Annotated in this window: 17 protein-coding genes and 1 riboswitch; of the genes, 8 read left to right on the forward strand and 9 right to left on the reverse strand. The window is 73.4% G+C overall.

Translation table 11 applies throughout. The features are described from left to right. Positions 1–35 precede the first annotated feature (35 nt). Positions 36–905: a metallophosphoesterase family protein gene (locus HCJ94_RS21395; protein ID WP_168002820.1), complete on the reverse strand. Its 870-nt coding sequence runs from the start codon at positions 903–905 to the stop codon at positions 36–38. A gap of 249 nt (positions 906–1,154) precedes the next feature. Beyond that, positions 1,155–1,245: riboswitch (ZMP/ZTP riboswitch) on the forward strand. Positions 1,246–1,263: 18 nt separating this feature from the next. Between HCJ94_RS21395 and HCJ94_RS21400 the strand changes: the two genes are divergently transcribed. Further along, the gene (locus HCJ94_RS21400) at positions 1,264–2,700 is read left to right on the forward strand and encodes a glycine hydroxymethyltransferase (RefSeq protein WP_168002821.1); all 1,437 of its coding nucleotides are present in this window, start codon (positions 1,264–1,266) and stop codon (positions 2,698–2,700) included. Between the two features lie 150 nt (positions 2,701–2,850). Further along, a complete protein-coding gene (locus tag HCJ94_RS21405; RefSeq protein ID WP_168002822.1) occupies positions 2,851–3,579 on the forward strand; it encodes a class I SAM-dependent methyltransferase in 729 nt (242 codons plus the stop codon). An 18-nt stretch (positions 3,580–3,597) separates the two neighbouring features. On the opposite strand, the gene HCJ94_RS21410 is transcribed toward HCJ94_RS21405, so the two are convergent. Next, entirely contained in the window at positions 3,598–4,320 is a 723-nt protein-coding gene (locus tag HCJ94_RS21410) for a MerR family transcriptional regulator (protein ID WP_168002823.1), read from the reverse strand. A gap of 182 nt (positions 4,321–4,502) precedes the next feature. On the opposite strand from HCJ94_RS21410, the gene HCJ94_RS21415 reads away from it, so the two are divergent. Beyond that, the gene (locus tag HCJ94_RS21415) at positions 4,503–6,776 is read left to right on the forward strand and encodes an ATP-binding cassette domain-containing protein (RefSeq protein WP_168002824.1); all 2,274 of its coding nucleotides are present in this window, start codon (positions 4,503–4,505) and stop codon (positions 6,774–6,776) included. A 123-nt stretch (positions 6,777–6,899) separates the two neighbouring features. Here the strand turns inward: HCJ94_RS21415 and HCJ94_RS21420 are convergent, their stop codons facing one another. Beyond that, positions 6,900–7,148 (reverse strand): hypothetical protein, encoded by a 249-nt coding sequence (locus tag HCJ94_RS21420; protein WP_168002825.1) that lies wholly within the window; start codon positions 7,146–7,148, stop codon positions 6,900–6,902. A 157-nt stretch (positions 7,149–7,305) separates the two neighbouring features. Between HCJ94_RS21420 and HCJ94_RS21425 the strand changes: the two genes are divergently transcribed. Beyond that, positions 7,306–7,725: a protein-tyrosine phosphatase family protein gene (locus HCJ94_RS21425; RefSeq protein WP_373684388.1), complete on the forward strand. Its 420-nt coding sequence runs from the start codon at positions 7,306–7,308 to the stop codon at positions 7,723–7,725. Between the two features lie 334 nt (positions 7,726–8,059). Here HCJ94_RS21425 and HCJ94_RS21430 read toward each other — a convergent pair whose 3' ends face one another. Continuing rightward, complete coding sequence (locus tag HCJ94_RS21430; RefSeq protein WP_168002826.1) at positions 8,060–8,641, reverse strand: hypothetical protein; 582 nt, start codon at positions 8,639–8,641, stop codon at positions 8,060–8,062. A gap of 477 nt (positions 8,642–9,118) precedes the next feature. Further along, positions 9,119–9,919, reverse strand: coding sequence for a DedA family protein (locus tag HCJ94_RS21435; RefSeq protein ID WP_168002827.1), 801 nt, complete (start codon positions 9,917–9,919; stop codon positions 9,119–9,121). A gap of 99 nt (positions 9,920–10,018) precedes the next feature. On the opposite strand from HCJ94_RS21435, the gene HCJ94_RS21440 reads away from it, so the two are divergent. Both HCJ94_RS21440 and HCJ94_RS21445 read left to right on the forward strand, forming a co-directional pair. Continuing rightward, the gene (locus tag HCJ94_RS21440) at positions 10,019–10,711 is read left to right on the forward strand and encodes a carbon-nitrogen hydrolase family protein (RefSeq protein ID WP_168002828.1); all 693 of its coding nucleotides are present in this window, start codon (positions 10,019–10,021) and stop codon (positions 10,709–10,711) included. Then, positions 10,708–11,415 (forward strand): phosphotransferase, encoded by a 708-nt coding sequence (locus HCJ94_RS21445; RefSeq protein WP_168002829.1) that lies wholly within the window; start codon positions 10,708–10,710, stop codon positions 11,413–11,415. Before HCJ94_RS21440 ends, HCJ94_RS21445 begins: the two co-directional genes overlap by 4 nt. A 10-nt stretch (positions 11,416–11,425) precedes the next feature. Here HCJ94_RS21445 and HCJ94_RS21450 read toward each other — a convergent pair whose 3' ends face one another. The 3 genes from HCJ94_RS21450 to HCJ94_RS21460 form a co-directional block, all read right to left on the reverse strand. Then, entirely contained in the window at positions 11,426–12,868 is a 1,443-nt protein-coding gene (locus tag HCJ94_RS21450; protein ID WP_168002830.1) for a serine/threonine-protein kinase, read from the reverse strand. Between the two features lie 135 nt (positions 12,869–13,003). Then, positions 13,004–13,891 (reverse strand): Sco1979 family transcriptional regulator, encoded by an 888-nt coding sequence (locus tag HCJ94_RS21455; RefSeq protein ID WP_168002831.1) that lies wholly within the window; start codon positions 13,889–13,891, stop codon positions 13,004–13,006. A 129-nt stretch (positions 13,892–14,020) separates the two neighbouring features. Then, complete coding sequence (locus HCJ94_RS21460; protein ID WP_168002832.1) at positions 14,021–14,260, reverse strand: DUF397 domain-containing protein; 240 nt, start codon at positions 14,258–14,260, stop codon at positions 14,021–14,023. Between the two features lie 240 nt (positions 14,261–14,500). Here HCJ94_RS21460 and HCJ94_RS21465 point away from each other — a divergent pair, with 240 nt between their 5' ends. Then, on the forward strand, positions 14,501–15,148 hold the full coding sequence (locus tag HCJ94_RS21465) for a GGDEF domain-containing protein (protein WP_168002890.1): 648 nt from the start codon (positions 14,501–14,503) through the stop codon (positions 15,146–15,148). A 46-nt stretch (positions 15,149–15,194) separates the two neighbouring features. Here HCJ94_RS21465 and HCJ94_RS21470 read toward each other — a convergent pair whose 3' ends face one another. Further along, positions 15,195–15,677 carry a type II toxin-antitoxin system PemK/MazF family toxin gene (locus tag HCJ94_RS21470; RefSeq protein WP_168002833.1) on the reverse strand — a complete coding sequence of 161 codons (483 nt, stop codon included), beginning with the start codon at positions 15,675–15,677 and terminating at the stop codon, positions 15,195–15,197. 141 nt (positions 15,678–15,818) lie between these two features. On the opposite strand from HCJ94_RS21470, the gene HCJ94_RS21475 reads away from it, so the two are divergent. Further along, positions 15,819–16,334, forward strand: coding sequence for an NUDIX hydrolase (locus tag HCJ94_RS21475; RefSeq protein ID WP_168002834.1), 516 nt, complete (start codon positions 15,819–15,821; stop codon positions 16,332–16,334). Positions 16,335–16,353: the final 19 nt, after the last annotated feature.

Raw genomic sequence — 16,353 nt, forward strand, 5'->3', positions numbered from 1 at the left:
CCGGGGCCCGGCCGCCGGTCGGGCCCCGACGCGTGTCACCAGGCGCTCGGGGGCACCCCGTCCGGCTCCGGCAGGATGCGCCGCAGCTCGCCCGGGGGCGCGCTCCGCCGCCGCCACTCGCGCGGGTAGCCCACCGACACCTCCTCGAACCGGACGCCGTCGTACCAGGTCGTGCGGGGAATGTGCAGATGGCCGTAGACCATGGCGGCGGCGTCGAAGCGCACGTGCCAGTCGGCGGTCGCCTCGGTGCCGCACCACTGGGCGAAGATCGGGTACCGCAGGACGCGCGTCGGCTCCCGGACCAGCGGCCAGTGGTTGACCAGCACGGTCGGCAACGCCGGATCCCGCTCGGCCAGCCGCCGGGCGGTTTCCGCCACCCGGGCCGCGCACCACGCCGAGCGGCTCTCGTAAGGGTCCGGGTGCAGCAGGTACTCGTCGGTGCACACGACGCCCGTCCGGTACGCCTCGGCCAGCGCCGCCTCCGGCGTGTCGAAGCCCTCCGGCCGCCAGCTGTGGTCGTACAGCAGGAACAGGGGCGCCACGGTCACCGGACCGCCGCGCCCCTCCCACGCCGGGTACGGATCCTCCGGGGTGACGATGCCGAGGCCCCGGCACAGCTCGACCAGGTGGGCGTAGCGGGCCACGCCGCGCAGCGTCACCGGATCGGTGGGCGGGGTCCACAGTTCGTGGTTGCCCGGGGACCAGACCACCTTCGCGAACCGGCCGGCCAGCAGCCGCAGCGCCCACTCGATCTGCTCGACGGTGTCGCCGACGTCCCCGGCGACGAGCAGCCAGTCGTCCGGCGACTCGGTACGCAGCCCCTCGACGATCGCCCGGTTGTCCGCGTGCCGCACGTGCAGATCACTGATGGCGAGCAGGCTCCCGTCACCACCCGCCCCCGCCATGCCGTCGATCCTAAGGGCGCGCCCCCGGCCCGGCGACCCCCCGTCGCCCCTGCTCCTCCCGTCGATCTTGCACTTTCGGCCCCTGTTATGGGCTCAATACCCCTTTTTCCCGGGCCGGAATTGCAAGATCGACGAGGACCGGGACGAGGGGGTCAGGAGCCGGCGACGGTTCGGCCATCTTGCGGTACTGACCACGACCGGCGGGTCGACCCCGGCGGACGGCCGGGCACGCCGGCACCCGGTAGGATCCCCTCGGGCCGTGACTGGCGCATTGGAGATGGAGAACCATCGGGGAGCGGCCCCGTCACGAGGACGCATGCCGAGCGCCTGGGCCTTCCGCACGTCACCAGGAGGTCGCATGTCGCTGAACGCCGAGTCCACCGCCTTCCGCAGCGCGCTCGAAGTGATCGCCGGCGTCGAGCCGCGCGTGGCCGACGCCATCCGCGCCGAGCTGGCCGACCAGCGCGAGTCGCTCAAGCTCATCGCCAGCGAGAACTACGCCTCCCCGGCCACCCTGCTGGCCATGGGCAACTGGTTCAGCGACAAGTACGCCGAGGGCACGGTCGGCCGCCGCTTCTACGCCGGCTGCCAGAACGTCGACACCGTGGAGGCGCTCGCCGCCGAGCACGCCCGGGAGCTGTTCGGGGCGTCCCACGCGTACGTGCAGCCGCACTCGGGCATCGACGCCAACCTGGTCGCCTTCTGGGCGATCCTGGCCGACCGGGTCGAGTCGCCGGCGCTCAAGCGCGCCCAGGCCCGGCACGTCAACGACCTCACCGAGGCCGACTGGTTCGCGCTGCGCCGCGAGCTGGGCAACCAGCGGATGCTCGGCATGTCGCTGGACGCCGGCGGCCACCTCACCCACGGCTTCCGGCCGAACATCTCCGGCAAGATGTTCGACCAGCGCAGCTACGGCACCGACCCGGAGACCGGCCTGGTCGACTACGACAAGGTCGCCGAGGCGGCCCGCGAGTTCAAGCCGCTCATCCTGGTCGCCGGCTACTCGGCGTACCCCCGGAAGGTCAACTTCCGGATCATGCGGGAGATCGCCGACTCGGTCGGCGCCACCTTCATGGTCGACATGGCGCACTTCGCCGGCCTGGTCGCCGGCAAGGTCTTCACCGGCGACTTCGACCCGGTGCCGCACGCGCACATCGTCACCACCACCACGCACAAGTCGTTGCGCGGCCCCCGCGGCGGCCTGGTGCTGTGCCAGCCGGAGCTGGCCGAGCAGGTCGACCGGGGCTGCCCGATGGTGCTCGGCGGCCCGCTGCCGCACGTGATGGCCGCCAAGGCGGTCGCCCTGGCCGAGGCCCGCCGCCCCGATTTCGCCGCCTACGCGCAGCGAATCGTCGCCAACGCGCAGGCCCTCGCCGACGGGCTGCTGCGGCGCGGCGCCAAGCTGGTCACCGGCGGCACCGACAACCACCTGGTGCTCATCGACGTCACCTCGTACGGCCTCACCGGCCGGCAGGCCGAGCAGGCACTGCTCGACTCCGGCATCGTCACCAACCGCAACTCCGTCCCGCAGGACCCGAACGGCGCCTGGTACACGTCGGGCATCCGGATCGGCACGCCGGCCCTGACCACGCGGGGCCTGGGCACGGCGGAGATGGACGCCACCGCCGAGCTGATCCACGCCGTGCTCAGCCAGACCACCCCGGGCGCGAACGCCGACGGCACCCCGTCGAAGGCGAAGTACGTCCTCGACCCGGCGATCGCCGACAAGGTCAGCAAGCAGGCCACCGAGCTGCTGGCGGGCTTCCCGCTGTACCCGGGCGTCGACCTCGCCTGACCCGTCCCGTCGTGACGGCCGGGCGGCACTCGCCCGGCCGTCAACGTTTCGGGGGGTACATCACAAGGTGTTGCCCACGGGGTCACCGTCCGACTAGAACCTCAGCAACGATCGCCCGGACCTCCCGGCGACGGTGGCGAGGTGATGGACGTGGCTCTGGTCTCCTACGACGACGCCGAGGCGGCGGCCTTCGCGGCCGCCCGGGAGCTGCCCCCGGCCAGCCTCGACCGCTGGCGCCACGCCGTGCAGCAGCACCTGCGGCCCCGGGCCACCACGAGCCTGCTCGACCTGGGCTGCGGCACCGGGGCCTGGGCGCGCGCCTTCACCGGGTGGTTCGGCATCCAGGTGGTGGGCGTGGAGCCCGCGTCGGCGATGCGCGCGTACGCCGAGCACCGGCCGCTGCTCGCCGGGGACGCCGGGGCGTTGCCGCTGCGCGACTCCAGCGTGGACGCCGCCTGGCTGTCCACGATGCTGCACCACGTTCCCGACCTCGACGCGGCGGCCCACGAGCTGCGCCGGGTGCTGCGACCGGGCGCGCCGGTGCTCATCCGCTCCCCCTTCCCCGGGCGGCACCAGCGGATCGGCCTCTTCCACTGGTTCCCGGAGGCCATCCGGGTGCTGGAGACGTACCCCGACCTGGCCCGCGTCCGCGCCGCGTTCGCCGCGGCCGGCTTCCCGGTCAGCAGCGTCGAGGCGGTCGCCCAGACCACCGCCGCGTCCCTCGCGGACTTCGCACAGCGTCTCGACCGGCGGGCGCACACCCCGCTGCGGCTGATCAGCGACGACGCGTACGAGGCGGGCATGGCCCGGCTGCGCGCCGCCGCGCCGCACACCCCCGGGCCGGTCGTCGACCACCTGGACCTGCTCGTACTGCGCTAGAGCGAGGCCGGACGCCGGTCAGACCGGGCCGGTCTCGCCGCGCTCGCGCAGGTAGTCGTGCAGCGCCGCGGTCGCCCGCAGCCGCCGCAGGCTGCGGCGGTGCAGATCCTGCTCGCGGCGCCCCAGCTCGGCGCGCACGCGGGCGGCGCTGCCGGTGGTACGCAGCTCGTCCAGCACGGCGGTGATGATGTCGAACGGGTACGCCCCGCGCCGCAGCAGCGCGACCACCTGCGCGGCGCGCAGCTCGGCCGCGTCGTACACCCGGTAGCCGGTCGCCCGGTCGCGCACCGGCCGCAGCAGGCCGCGCTCCTCCCACAGCCGCAGCTGGGAGGTGCGGACGCCGACCAGCCGCGCCACCCCGCCGATCCGCGCGCCGTCCCGCGGCGCCGGGACGGCCGGGGCGGACACCACGGTCTCGAACGCGCCGAGCACCCGCCGGATCTCCGCCCGCTCCCGGTCCAGCTCGGCGTGGCCGCCGTCGAGCGCCGCCAGCGCCGCCGGCAGGTCGCCCCGGTGGACCGCGGTCATGACCTCCCGGGTACGCGCCCAGCCGTGCCCCTCGGCCATCCGCCGCGCCACGGCGAGGGCCCGCACGTGCGCCTCGGTGAAGATCCGGTACCCGGTCGGCGTGCGCTCGACCGGCGGGAGCACCCCGTCGGCGACGTAGTTGCGAACCTGCTGCGTGGAGATGCCGGCCGTCGCGGCGACATCCACGGCCCGGAGCCGGCGCGCTGTCCTCACGACACCGACCCTACCGCTTCCACGTCGTTTGAGACTTTGCCGGCGCTCTCCGGCGGTGGTGGGCTGGTGGGCGCGCGAAAAGTCTCTACAGGAGCTTCAATGAGACGATTGAAGGCGGCCAGGCCAGAAGACGCACACCCGGCGGGGCTTCGCCCTGCCCACGATTCACGTGAAGGGTTCGCATGCAGCAGCCAGACCGGTCCGCCGCCGACAGCCACGACATGATCGAGGTACGCGGAGCGCGGGAGAACAACCTCGTCTCCGTCTCGGTCGACATCCCGAAGCGCCGGCTGACCGTCTTCACCGGGGTCTCCGGTTCCGGCAAGTCCTCGCTCGTCTTCGGCACCATCGCCGCCGAGTCACAGCGGCTGATCAACGAGACCTACAGCGCGTTCCTCCAGTCGTTCATGCCGAGCCTGTCCCGGCCCGACGTGGACTCCCTGCGCAACCTCACCCCGGCGATCGTCGTCGACCAGGAGCGGATGGGCGTCAACTCCCGCTCGACGGTCGGCACGGCCACCGACGCGTACGCGATGCTGCGCATCGTCTTCAGCCGACTCGGCCAGCCGCACGTCGGCGGGGCGGGCGCGTTCAGCTTCAACCTGGCCGAGGGCATGTGCCCGGCCTGCGAAGGGCTGGGCCGGGTCTCCGACCTCGACGTCAACGAACTCGTCGACGTGGAGAGGTCGCTCAACGACGGCGCGATCACCGTCCCGAACTTCGGCGTCGACACGTGGTACTGGCAGACCATCGTCAACTCCGGGCTGTTCGACCCGGACACCAAGCTCCAGGACTACACGCCGCAGCAGTGGCAGGACCTCCTCCACAAACCGGCCACGAAGATCAAGGTCGGCAGCAACAACTGGACGTACGAGGGGCTGATCGTCAAGGTCCGGCGGCTCTACCTCGCCAAGGACCGCGAGTCGATGCAGCCGCACATCCGGGCGTTCGTCGACCGGGCGGTCACCTTCACGACCTGCGCCGACTGCGGCGGCACCCGGCTGAACGCCGCCGCGCTCTCCTCCCGGATCGCCGGGCGCAACATCGCCGAGTGCGCCGCCATGCAGATCAGCGACCTGGCCGAGTTCGTCCGGGGCATCGACGACCCGGCGGTGGCCCCGCTCGTCGGCAACCTGCGCGACCTGCTCGACTCCCTCGTCGAGATCGGTCTGGGCTACCTCAGCCTGGACCGCGAGTCGGCCACCCTCTCCGGCGGCGAGGCGCAGCGGGTGAAGATGGTCCGGCACCTCGGCTCACCGCTCTCCGACGTCACGTACGTCTTCGACGAGCCCACCGTCGGCCTGCACCCGCACGACATCGCCCGCATGAACGACCTGCTGCGGCGGCTGCGCGACAAGGGCAACACGGTGCTGGTGGTCGAGCACAAGCCGGAGACCATCGCGATCGCCGACCACGTCGTCGACCTCGGTCCCGGCGCCGGTACGGCCGGCGGCCGGATCTGCTACACCGGCGACGTCGCCAACCTGCGCCGCTCCGACACGCTCACCGGGCGGCACCTCGACCACCGGGCACGGCTGCGCGACCAGGTCCGTACGCCCACCGGGCACCTGGCGATCCGCAACGCCGACCTGCACAACCTGCGCGACGTGAGCGTGGACGTCCCGCTCGGCGTGCTGACCGTGGTCACCGGCGTGGCCGGCTCGGGCAAGAGTTCCCTCATCCACGGCTCCCTGCACCGCCACGACGGGGTGGTCATCGTCGACCAGTCCCCCATCCGGGGCTCGCGGCGCAGCAACCCGGCCACGTACACCGGCCTGCTCGACCCGGTGCGTACCGCCTTCGCGAAGGCGAACGGCGTGAAGGCCGCGCTGTTCAGCGCCAACTCCGAGGGCGCCTGCCCGACCTGCAAGGGCATCGGCCTCGTCTACACGGACCTGGCCATGATGGCCGGCGTCGCCTCGGTCTGCGAGCGGTGCGAGGGCCGCCGGTTCACCGACGAGGTGCTCACCTACCGGCTGCGCGGCAAGAACATCAGCGAGGTGCTCGCGATGTCGGTCAGCGAGGCGCGGGAGTTCTTCCCGAGCGGCCCCGCCCGGGTCATCCTCGACCGGCTCGCCGACGTCGGGCTGACCTACGTCACGCTGGGCCAGCCGCTCACCACCCTCTCCGGCGGCGAACGGCAGCGGCTCAAGCTGGCCATCCACACGGCCGAGAAGACCAGCACGTACGTCCTCGACGAACCGACCACCGGCCTGCACCTGGCCGACGTGGACCAACTCCTCGCCCTGCTCGACCGCCTCGTCGACGCCGGCAACACGGTCATCGTCATCGAGCACCACCAGGCTGTGATGGCGCACGCCGACTGGCTGATCGACCTCGGGCCGGGCGCGGGCCACGACGGCGGGCGGATCGTCTTCACCGGCACCCCCGCCGACCTGGTCGCGCACGGGGACACGCTCACCGCCCGCCACCTGCGCGAGTACGTCGGCCGATGACCGCGGTGGCCGGACGCGCCCGCGTCCGGCCACCGCCCGCCGCTTTCTCGAGGGCTGCGGCGCGGCGCCGGCGCGCACTCGCCCGACTTCGGCGGGACACCGGCGAAGTCGTTTGGGCGGGCGTCAGTGACCGGCGGCCGGCGCGGCGCGGGCGGGTTGCGCCGCGAGCCGCCCCAGCCAGCGCCGGAGCCGGACGACGGCCGCGACGGCCGGGGTGAGCAGCCCGACCGCGATCAGCAGCACGTCCAGGAAGAGCGTGGCGAGCACGACGAGAACCGCCAGCACCGCCACGGCCCGCACAAGCAGGGAAACGGAACGTGCGGCGGCGCGGTGGGCGCCCCGACGGGGGACGGTCGGACGGGGTGGAGCCATGGTGCACCTGCCTGCTTCGAGTCTCGGCGAGGCGCACCCGATACCCCGTCGACGCCCGGTGAACCATCCGCATGACGAGGGCCACAGGCCGGAGGGCTTCGCGCCGTCCGGCGGTGGTGCTGCCACCGGCGTGCCGTCGACCGGCATGATGGCCGGTGTGAGTGAGCGCGACGACTGGACAGGGCTGCCAGGGGTGGTCGTCCTCCCGAGCGGAGTCCCCGTACGCGGGCGCCGCCTCGCCGACCCGGCCTCGCCGGCCGACTTCGCGTTGCTGCTGGCCCCCGGGCCGGCGCCGGCCTGGCCGCACCGGCGGATCCGCTGGCCGGACTTCTGGGTACCGGTCGACCGCACCGACGCGCTCGACGCCCTCGGCGAGGCGCTGCGCCGTGCCCACGACGGCGAGCGGGTCGAGGTGGCGTGCCGGGGCGGCACCGGCCGTACCGGCACCGCCCTGGCGGCGCTGGCGATCCTCGACGGGCTGCCGTCCCGGGAGGCGGTGTCCTGGGTACGCACCCACTACCGACCCCGCGCCGTGGAGACACCCTGGCAGCGTCGCTGGCTCCACCGACTGCGGTGACCTACGCCGCTGACGGCAGGGGGCGCTGGTCCGGGTTTCGTCCGTGGGTGGGCTGGGGTTGGTCCGTGGGCGGGGCTGGGGTTCGTCGGTGCGTTCCGGTTTCGTCCTTGGTTGCGGTGGTTGGGGTGGGGCCCGGCACCCACACCTCTTGATCGACTCGACGTCCTTGATGTCGGGGTGTCCGAGCGTCGGTGATACCCCGACATGCAGGAAGCCGAGTCGATCAACCGGTGTGTGCAGACGTGCAGATGCCGTTGGCCGGCACCCCGGGTTCGGGTACCGGCCAACGGCCTGTTTCCCCCTGTGAGGAAAGCCTGCGTTCGGTGCTCGGGGGTCAGTTGTTCCAGTACTTGGCGACGAGGTCGGCGGCCTGGGTCTCCCACTGGGCGTAGTGGAAGGGGTAGGCCGAGACCTGCACGGTCTGGGCGGCCTTGGTCAGCGGCATGTCCTGCCAGCCGTCGACCTGCTTGAGACCCTTCAGGAACGCCATCGTGCTGTATTCGGGGTCGGTGATCTGCTCCACCGTGCCCCACCCGCTGGAGGGACGCTGCTGGAACAGGCCCTGCGAGTCGTGGTCGTTGCGCTCACCCAGATGACCCAGGTTCACCAACTTCGACTCCTGCAACGCCGTCGCGATCGCCACCACCGCGGCCCGCTCGTCCATGCCGGCCTTCTTCGTCGCGGCGATGATCGCCTTCACGTTCTTGATCTGCTCGTCGTCCAGGTCGATGCGCGACTGCTCGCCCTGCACACCGTGCGGGATCAGCGTGCCCTTGTCCACCTTGTCCGCGAGGACGGTGACCGCGACCGGCTTCGACTCGACCGACGGGGCGGCCGTGGCCGGGCCGGCGAACATGCCACCGGCGAAGGCCAGACCGGCGATACCGAGAACGCTCTTACGAATGATCGTGTTCATGGTCAAAGCTCCATTCGGGGGAAAGACGCCACCCACCCGCACAGGGGGAAATCAGGGGTGTGGTGACGCAAGCACCGTCCGGCGCTCAAAAGACAGTTGGGGGATGATCACCAGGCCCAGGGGGGTGGGGTGGTGATCGGATCGGCGACCCGGGCCGGGGGCCCTCGTGGTGCCGGGTCCAGATGTAACGACCGCCGGCCCGCCATCATTCCGGCCGGCCCGGGGCCCGCACCCCACCCGCTCAGGGCGGCGGTCCTGCTCGATCGTCCAGGTGATGTAACGACCCCGCCCCCGCCACGATTCCACCTCCGGGATGCCGCCGATCACACCTCCAAACCGGACAAGCAGCCCAGCACACGACACCGAATCCGGGCATCCGCGCCAGACAGCGCAGACGGCACATCGGGATCTTGGAAGGATCGGCGCGGATGCCGGGGCCGAGCCGTCAGCCCCAACCGCAACCACAAACGAAGCCGCCTACCCGACGTCCCGCCCCTGCGACCACGCGCTCCGGTACAGCGTGCCCCGGCCGTACGGGTCGGGTACGCCGTCAGCGGGCGGAACGGACGACGGGAACTCGTCGTCAGGGCCGTTCGGCAGCACGCCCCCGGCCGTCCGCGACCGGCGCACCCGCGTGACGACGAACCACACGAGCCCCACCGCGCAGGCGACGATGACGATGTTCTGGAGGATGCCGGCGTACCCCTCGACGAGATGCCAGTTGTCCCCGAGCAGGTAACCGGCCATGACGAACGTGGTGTTCCAGATGAGGCTGCCCAGCGTGGTGTAGAGGACGAAGGTCAGCACCGGCATCCGTTCCACGCCCGCCGGGATGGAGATCATGCTGCGGAAGATCGGGATCATCCGCCCGAAGAACACCGCCTTCACGCCGTGCCGGAGGAACCACTCCTCGGTGCGGTCCACGTCGCTCAGCTTCACCAGCGGCAGCCGGGCGGCGATGGCCCGCATCCGCTCCCGCCCGAGCGCCGCCCCGATGTAGTACAACGCCAGGGCGCCGAGCAGCGAGCCGAGCGTCGTCCAGAAGATCGCGCTGACCAGGCTCATCCGCCCCTGCCCGGCGACGAACCCGGCGAGCGGCAGGATCACCTCGCTGGGGATGGGCGGGAAGAGGTTCTCCAGGGCGACGGCCAGACCCGCGCCGGGCCCTCCGAGCCGTTCCACCAGGCCGGTGACGTACCCGACGAGGCCGTCCTGGGGTGGTGCGGCCTCGCCGGTGGCGGTGCCGACGGCGAGCAGGGCGTGCGCGGTTCCAGACATGGGCTACACGCTACGAACCCATCCTGAGAGCCGGCCGAGCGGGCGGCCCCGTTGGCGCGCCCCGATTATGCTGCGGAACTCCGGGAGAGGAGCCGCCCAGTGCGTACGCCCCTGCGCATCGCCGTCGCCCAACCGGCGTGCGAGCCGTACGACATCGCGGTCAACGCGGCCCGGCACGCCGACGCGGTCCGCGCGGCGGACGCCCGGGTCGTGGTCTTCCCGGAGTTGTCCCTGACCGGCTACCACCTGGACGCGCCGGTCCTCGACCCCGCCGATCCGGTGCTGGCGCCACTGGTCGAGGCGTGTGCCGCGACGGGCGCGCTGGCCCTGGCCGGCGCGCCGGTCGCCGGGGACCACATCGCGACGCTGGCCGTCGACGGCGGCGGGGTGCGGGTGGCGTACCGGAAGATGTGGTTGGGCGGGACGGAACCGCGACGCTTCTCCCCGGGCGCCGCTCCGGCGGTGCTCGATGCGGACGGCTGGCGGCTGGGCCTGGCGATCTGCCGGGACACCGGGGTCGCGGAGCACGCCCGGCGCACCGCCGACACGGGGATCGAGGTGTACGCGGCGTCCGTCCTCGAGGCCGCCCCGGACGCGGCGGTGACCGACGAGCGGGCCTGTCGGATCGCCACGGCGCACCGCGTCCACGTGGCCGTCGCCAGCTTCGCCGGCTCGTCGGGCGAGGGCTACCCGCAGGCGGCCGGCCGATCGGCGATCTGGTCCCCGGACGGCACTGTGCTGGCGCGTGCCGGCGCGGCGACCGGCGACATCGCCCGGACGGTCCTGGGATGAGCCGGCGGTCCGGGCCGGCGCCCGCATCCGGGTACGACGCACCGCTGTCGTCGGGGTGCCGACCGCTCGCCTCCGGGCGGGACGCCGACGTGTACGCCCTCGACGGCGACCGCGTGCTGCGCCGCTACCGCTCCGGCGGGGACGTCGCCGCGGAGGCGGCGGTGATGACCCACCTGCACCGGCTCGGGTACCCGGTTCCGCGCGTACACCACGCCGCCGGCCCCGATCTGGTGCTGGACCGGCTGGTCGGGCCCACCCTGGCCCAGTCCGTCGTCATCGGCCGGACGGATGCTTGGTCCGCCGCCCGGATCCTGCTCGACCTGCTCGGCAGCCTGCACGCGCTGCCGACGCGCCGGGCGGCCGTCCCGGCTGACCGGATCCTGCACCTCGACCTGCATCCGGAGAACGTCATCCTGACCCCCGCGGGTCCGGTGGTGATCGACTGGCGCAACGCGAGGGAGGGCCGGCCCGGCCTGGATGTGGCGATGTCCGCGGTGATTCTCGGTGAGGTGGCCGCGGACGGTGGCTCACCGCTGTGCCGACCGGCCCGGGAGTTGCTGGTCGCGTACCTGGCCCGGACCGGTCCGCTTCCGCTGCTGGACCAGGCGGTCGACCTGCGCCGCACCCTGGGCCCGCCGGGCGACGCCCGGCTCGCGGCGGCGGAGCTGATCCGGGCCCTCCACCCGACCGGACGCGAGAGGTGACCTGCGACCGTCAGCCGTCGCCCCGGCCACTGCCGGTGTCGGCGAGCAGAGCGTCGAGCTGGGACGCCACCGTGGGGTCGAGCTTGCCGTCCTGGACGGCCTCGTCGAGGCGCTCGCGCAGCTTCTCGACCCGCTCGGCCCGGTCCCGCGGTCGGCGGCTCAGGTCGACGAGGTCCTTGCCCAGCTGCTCGGCGGTCTTGCGGTCGACGTCGCCCTGCGCGACCGCCAGCGCGAGCACCGCGGCGAACTCGGCGGCCACCTCCCGCAGGCCGACCGGCGCCGGCCCGACGGTGGTCGGCGGGGCGGCGGTGCTCGGCGCCGGCGAGCTGCTCGGCGCCTCGACCGGCACGGACGGCCCAGCGGTCGGGGCCCGGTCACCCCGGTTGCCGAGGACCAGCACGGCGACGGTCGCGACGACCAGGGCGAGACCGGCGGCCACCAGGGCGGCGACGGGCCGGTCCGACCGTCGTGCGGGCGCCCGGGTCGGCACGGGCGACCATGGCCGGGCACCGTCGGGGGTGGCCGGGCGACGGTCGACCAGCGTGGGCGCGTGGGCGGGCGTCGGCGCGGCGACGGCCGGCAGGACCGCGGTGGGTGGGTTCGCGGGCGAGCTGGCGGGCCGCGTCGCACGGAGGTGGGCGGCGACCTGCGCGGCGGTGGGCCGGCGGGCCGGATCGGCGGCGAGGCAGGCCAGCGTGAGCTGCGCGACGTCGGCCGGCAGCCCGGGGACGGCCGGCGGTGGCACGGTGACGCCACGGGCGTGCACGTCGACCGCGTCCTCCCAGCTGTCCACCCGCAGCGGCGCCCGGCCGGTGAGCGTGCGGTAGAGCAGTGCGCCGAGGGCGTACACGTCGCTGGCCGGGTCCGGCGGGCCGGGCCGCATCCGCTCCGGGGCGAAGTACGCGGGTGTCCCCATCAGCAGCTCGCCGGTCTGGCCGGCGAGCGGATGGTCGGGGCCGGCCAGTGCGGCGATGCCGAAGTCGAGCACCTTCGCGCCGGTGGCGGTGAGCATGACGTTGCCGGGTTTGATGTCGCGGTGCACGACGCCGATCCGGTGGGCGTCGGCGAGCGCCCCGGCCACCTGCGCGGCCATCCGGACCGCCTCGGGCCACGGCAGCGGGCCGGCGGCCAGCCGGTCGGCGAGGTTGTGCCCCTCCACCAGCTCCATCACCAGGTACGGCACGACGGCACCACCGGTGAGGGTCGCCTCGCCGTAGTCGTACACCTGGGTCACGTGCGGGTGGCTCAGCCGGGCGGCGGCGCGGGCCTCGCGCTGGATGGTGGCCCGCAGCTGCGGATCGGTGGCCAGCTCGCCGGCGAGGGCCTTCACCGCCACCGGCCGGTGCAGCACCTCGTCGTCGGCGCGCCACACCTCGGACATCCCGCCGCGGCCGATGCGTTCGCGCAGGACGTACCGGTCGTGCAGGCGGAGGCTGGGCGTGAACGGCGACATAGGTCTCCAGTCTGCCTGTTCGACGGTCGGCACGACCACCGACTACGCAGAGACCACGCCCGGTACCGGCCGTGGTGACCGGATCATGCCTGAAGCGCCAACTCCCGGTGGCCGCGAAACACGGCCCCGGCGGGGTCACCGCGCGTACGGGTCGTCCAGGATCCGGCCGAGGATCTCGGGCGTGCGCTGCGGTGGCTCGGCCTCCTCGCAGAGCCGTTCCATCGCCATCGCGTAGTTCTCGAGGTCGTCCCGTTTGTCCAGGTAGAGCGCGGTGGTGAGTTGTTCGATGTACACGACGTCCGGCAGGTCGGCCTCACCGAACCGCAGGATCGTGAACGCGCCACCGGCGGCGGCGTGCCCACCCGCGGCGAACGGCATGATCTGGAGCCGGACGTTCGGCGCCTTGGTCGCCTCGATCAGTGCCGTCACCTGGTCGCGCATCACCTCCGGGCCGCCGATCGGCCGGCGCAACGCCGCCTCGTCCACGACGGCCCACAGCTGGGGCGGGTTCTCCCGGCGCAGCAGGCGCTGCCGCTGCATGCGCAGCCCGACGCGCCGGTCGATCTCCGCCGGCGTGGCCCGCCCGTGGCCGAGGAGCACCACGGCCCGCGCGTACGCCGGCGTCTGCAACAGGCCGGGCACGAACTGGACCTCGTACGTCCGGATCAGGGACGCGGCGGCCTCCAACCCCAGGTACGCCTGGAACCACGACGGCAGCACGTCGCCGTACCGGTGCCACCAGCCGGGGCTGTTCGCGTCCCGGGCGAGCTTGAGCAGCGCCTCCCGCTCCTGCGGCTCGGTGACCCCGTAGAGCGTGAGCAGGTCGGCGACGTCCCGCTCCTTGAAGCCGACCCGCCCCAGCTCCATCCGGCTGATCTTCGACTCCGAGGCGCGGATCTCCCAGCCGGCGCCCTCGCGGGTCACCCCGCTGGACTCGCGCAGCCGGCGCAGCTGGGCGCCGAGCAGCATGCGCAGGACGGTGGGGCCGGTCGCCGGACCGCCCTCGGCGGGAACCATCGCCACTGCCGACCCTCCGCACGCCACCATGCCCGTCGGGCAGCCGAACCCGACCGGGGTGTAAGCATGCCATGGACGGTCAGTGAGGTGAATGCCTCCGGCGAGGCGAATCGGGCCCGGTCACGGGACGGCCGGTCAGCGGATCAGGTGGTCGAAGTCGCCGTCGCGGGCGCCGAGCACGAAGGCCGCGATCTCGTCCACTGTGTAGATGAGAGCGGGCCCGTCGGGGTGCCGGGAGTTGCGGACCGCGATGCCCGCCCCGCCGGGCAGCTCGGCCAGCTCGACGCAGTTGCCGCTGGGGTTGCTGCGTCGGCTCTTCTGCCACCGCAGCGGCGGCAACTGGTTGGTGGGAACGCCGTTCGGTGGCTGCTGCATGTGCGTCTTTCTCTTCACGCACCCGCTCGCACCGGGACCGGTGGAGGCGTCGCGAATGGACGGAGGGGCTTCCTGCACGTGCATCTGCTATTGCATCTGCATTGGACAGCGAGCATGATAACCGACGTGTGCGGTGCCGATCCGCTCACGGACAGTCACCTCAACCTGGGCTGCCACCAGGAAAACAAGGGTGTCGGTGACCGCCGGCCGGGCCGGGGCGTCAGCGTGACGGGAGGGCTCGTGCCGGATCCGTTGACCCTCGCGTCCGGCATCTGCGCCGCGGGGGCCCTCGTCTCGTCCTGGCAGCTGCACCGCCGGGCGGTCCGGGCCGAAGCCGAGCTCAGCGTGCTGCAGGCCGAACTCGCCGCCGAGCGCCACGCGGCGAGCCACGACCCGCTGACCGGCCTGCCCAACCGGCGCGCCTTCTACCGGCTGGCCGCCGCGGTGCTGACCGGGGCGGCCGGCCGGCCCGTCATCGCCGTCGTCCTCGACCTCGACGACTTCAAGCAGATCAACGACCGGTACGGGCACGCCGCCGGCGACCAGGTGCTGGTCAGCGTCGCCCAGCGGTTCGCCGCCTTCGCCGGGGGCGACCCGGTGGCCCGGCTCGGCGGCGACGAGTTCGCCGGGCTGCTGACCACGCCGGGCGTGGACCGACGGTGGATCGAGCACGCCACCCGGCGACTCCGCGATGTCCTCGCCGCGCCGATCCCCCTGCGCGGGCTGACCATCCGGGTGACGGCCTCGGTCGGCCTGGCGCCGGTCACCGGTCCGGGCCAGCTGACCGAGGCGCTGGACCAGGCCGACGCGGCGATGTACCGGGCGAAGAGCGTCGCGTCCGCCCGCCCGCGCCGCCAGCTCGACAGCGCGGGCGCGGCCGACCGCTGACCGACGGCGCCGGCAGGCAGCGGTACGACCTCCGCTGGTGGACGCCCTACCGCCAGCCGTAGCCGGCGCGCAGCGCCCGGGCCACCCGGTCGAAGCGTTCCCGGTCGAGCACGGCCCCCTCGCGGCGGATGCTGTCCTCGCGCATGGTCAGCACCCGGTCCAGGCGCACCCAGCTCCGACGGCTGGACCGGTCCCAGCCGCCCGCCCCGAGTGCCAGCCAGTGCCGCTGCCCGTCGCGCTCGTCCTGGCTGGAGAGCATCAGCCCGAACAACGTCCGGCTGTGCCGGCCCACCACCAGCACCGGCCGGTCCTTGCCCTGGCGGGGGTCGTCCTCGTACGGCACCCAGGTCCAGACGATCTCCCCCGGGTCGGCGTGCCCGTCCAGCTCCGGGGCGTACGCGAGCTGGCGACGTTGCAGCGCGGCGACCTGGCGCCGGCGCGCGACCTGGGCCGGGGCGGGGCCCGGGCGTCGCGGGGTCGGGATGACGGTGCCGAGGCGCGCGGCCACACTGCGGAGAAGACCTGCCACGGCCGGCAGCCTAACGCCTGCCCGTCCCGTGCCACGGCCGAGGGAACACCGGCGCACCGAGCTGGACGATCACGCCGGCACCGGCCAGGATCGGGCCATGCCCGTCGCCGTGCACCTGATCTCCCCGTTGGGAACCGCGTCGTGAACGGGCTGCCGGACGACTATCCGGTCGTCGAGCGGCGCGCGGTACGGCTGGTGGTGCTCGACGTCGACGGACGGGTGCTGCTGTTCCACACCCGCGACCCGGAGCACCCGCGGCTCGGCACGTGGTGGGAGCTGCCGGGCGGCGGGATGGACCCCGGCGAGACGTACCTCGACACGGCCGCCCGGGAGCTGCGGGAGGAGACCGGCATCGTGGTCGACCCCGCCCTGGTCGGGGCGCCGACCTGGCGACGGCGGGCCAGCTTCCTGCACCGCCACCGCCGGCACCTCCAGGACGAGGTGGTCGTCCCGGTCCGGCTCGCCGTACCCGGCCCGGACGTCGACGAGACGCACCGGCTCGCGTACGAGCGGGAGGACTACTTCGGCTTCCGGTGGTGGCGGGTGGCCGACGTGACGACCGGCGACGGGCGCTTCTACCCGGGACGGCTGCCCGACCTGCTCCCCGCTTTTCTGGCCGGGGAGCGGATCGACGAACCGTTCGAGCTCTGGTCGTGACGGGACCGCCGTCCCCGGG

Source organism: Micromonospora thermarum, from assembly GCF_012034245.1.
GTDB lineage: Bacteria > Actinomycetota > Actinomycetes > Mycobacteriales > Micromonosporaceae > Micromonospora > Micromonospora thermarum.

Bases quoted from the DNA above. Each gene is read 5' to 3' on its own strand.
- HCJ94_RS21395 (WP_168002820.1), bottom strand. From the start codon at position 905: ATGGCGGGGGCGGGTGGTGACGGGAGCCTGCTCGCCATCAGTGATCTG.
- HCJ94_RS21400 (WP_168002821.1), top strand. From the start codon at position 1,264: ATGTCGCTGAACGCCGAGTCCACCGCCTTCCGCAGCGCGCTCGAAGTG.
- HCJ94_RS21415 (WP_168002824.1), top strand. From the start codon at position 4,503: ATGCAGCAGCCAGACCGGTCCGCCGCCGACAGCCACGACATGATCGAG.
- HCJ94_RS21420 (WP_168002825.1), bottom strand. From the start codon at position 7,148: ATGGCTCCACCCCGTCCGACCGTCCCCCGTCGGGGCGCCCACCGCGCC.
- HCJ94_RS21430 (WP_168002826.1), bottom strand. From the start codon at position 8,641: ATGAACACGATCATTCGTAAGAGCGTTCTCGGTATCGCCGGTCTGGCC.
- HCJ94_RS21435 (WP_168002827.1), bottom strand. From the start codon at position 9,919: ATGTCTGGAACCGCGCACGCCCTGCTCGCCGTCGGCACCGCCACCGGC.
- HCJ94_RS21445 (WP_168002829.1), top strand. From the start codon at position 10,708: ATGAGCCGGCGGTCCGGGCCGGCGCCCGCATCCGGGTACGACGCACCG.
- HCJ94_RS21450 (WP_168002830.1), bottom strand. From the start codon at position 12,868: ATGTCGCCGTTCACGCCCAGCCTCCGCCTGCACGACCGGTACGTCCTG.
- HCJ94_RS21460 (WP_168002832.1), bottom strand. From the start codon at position 14,260: ATGCAGCAGCCACCGAACGGCGTTCCCACCAACCAGTTGCCGCCGCTG.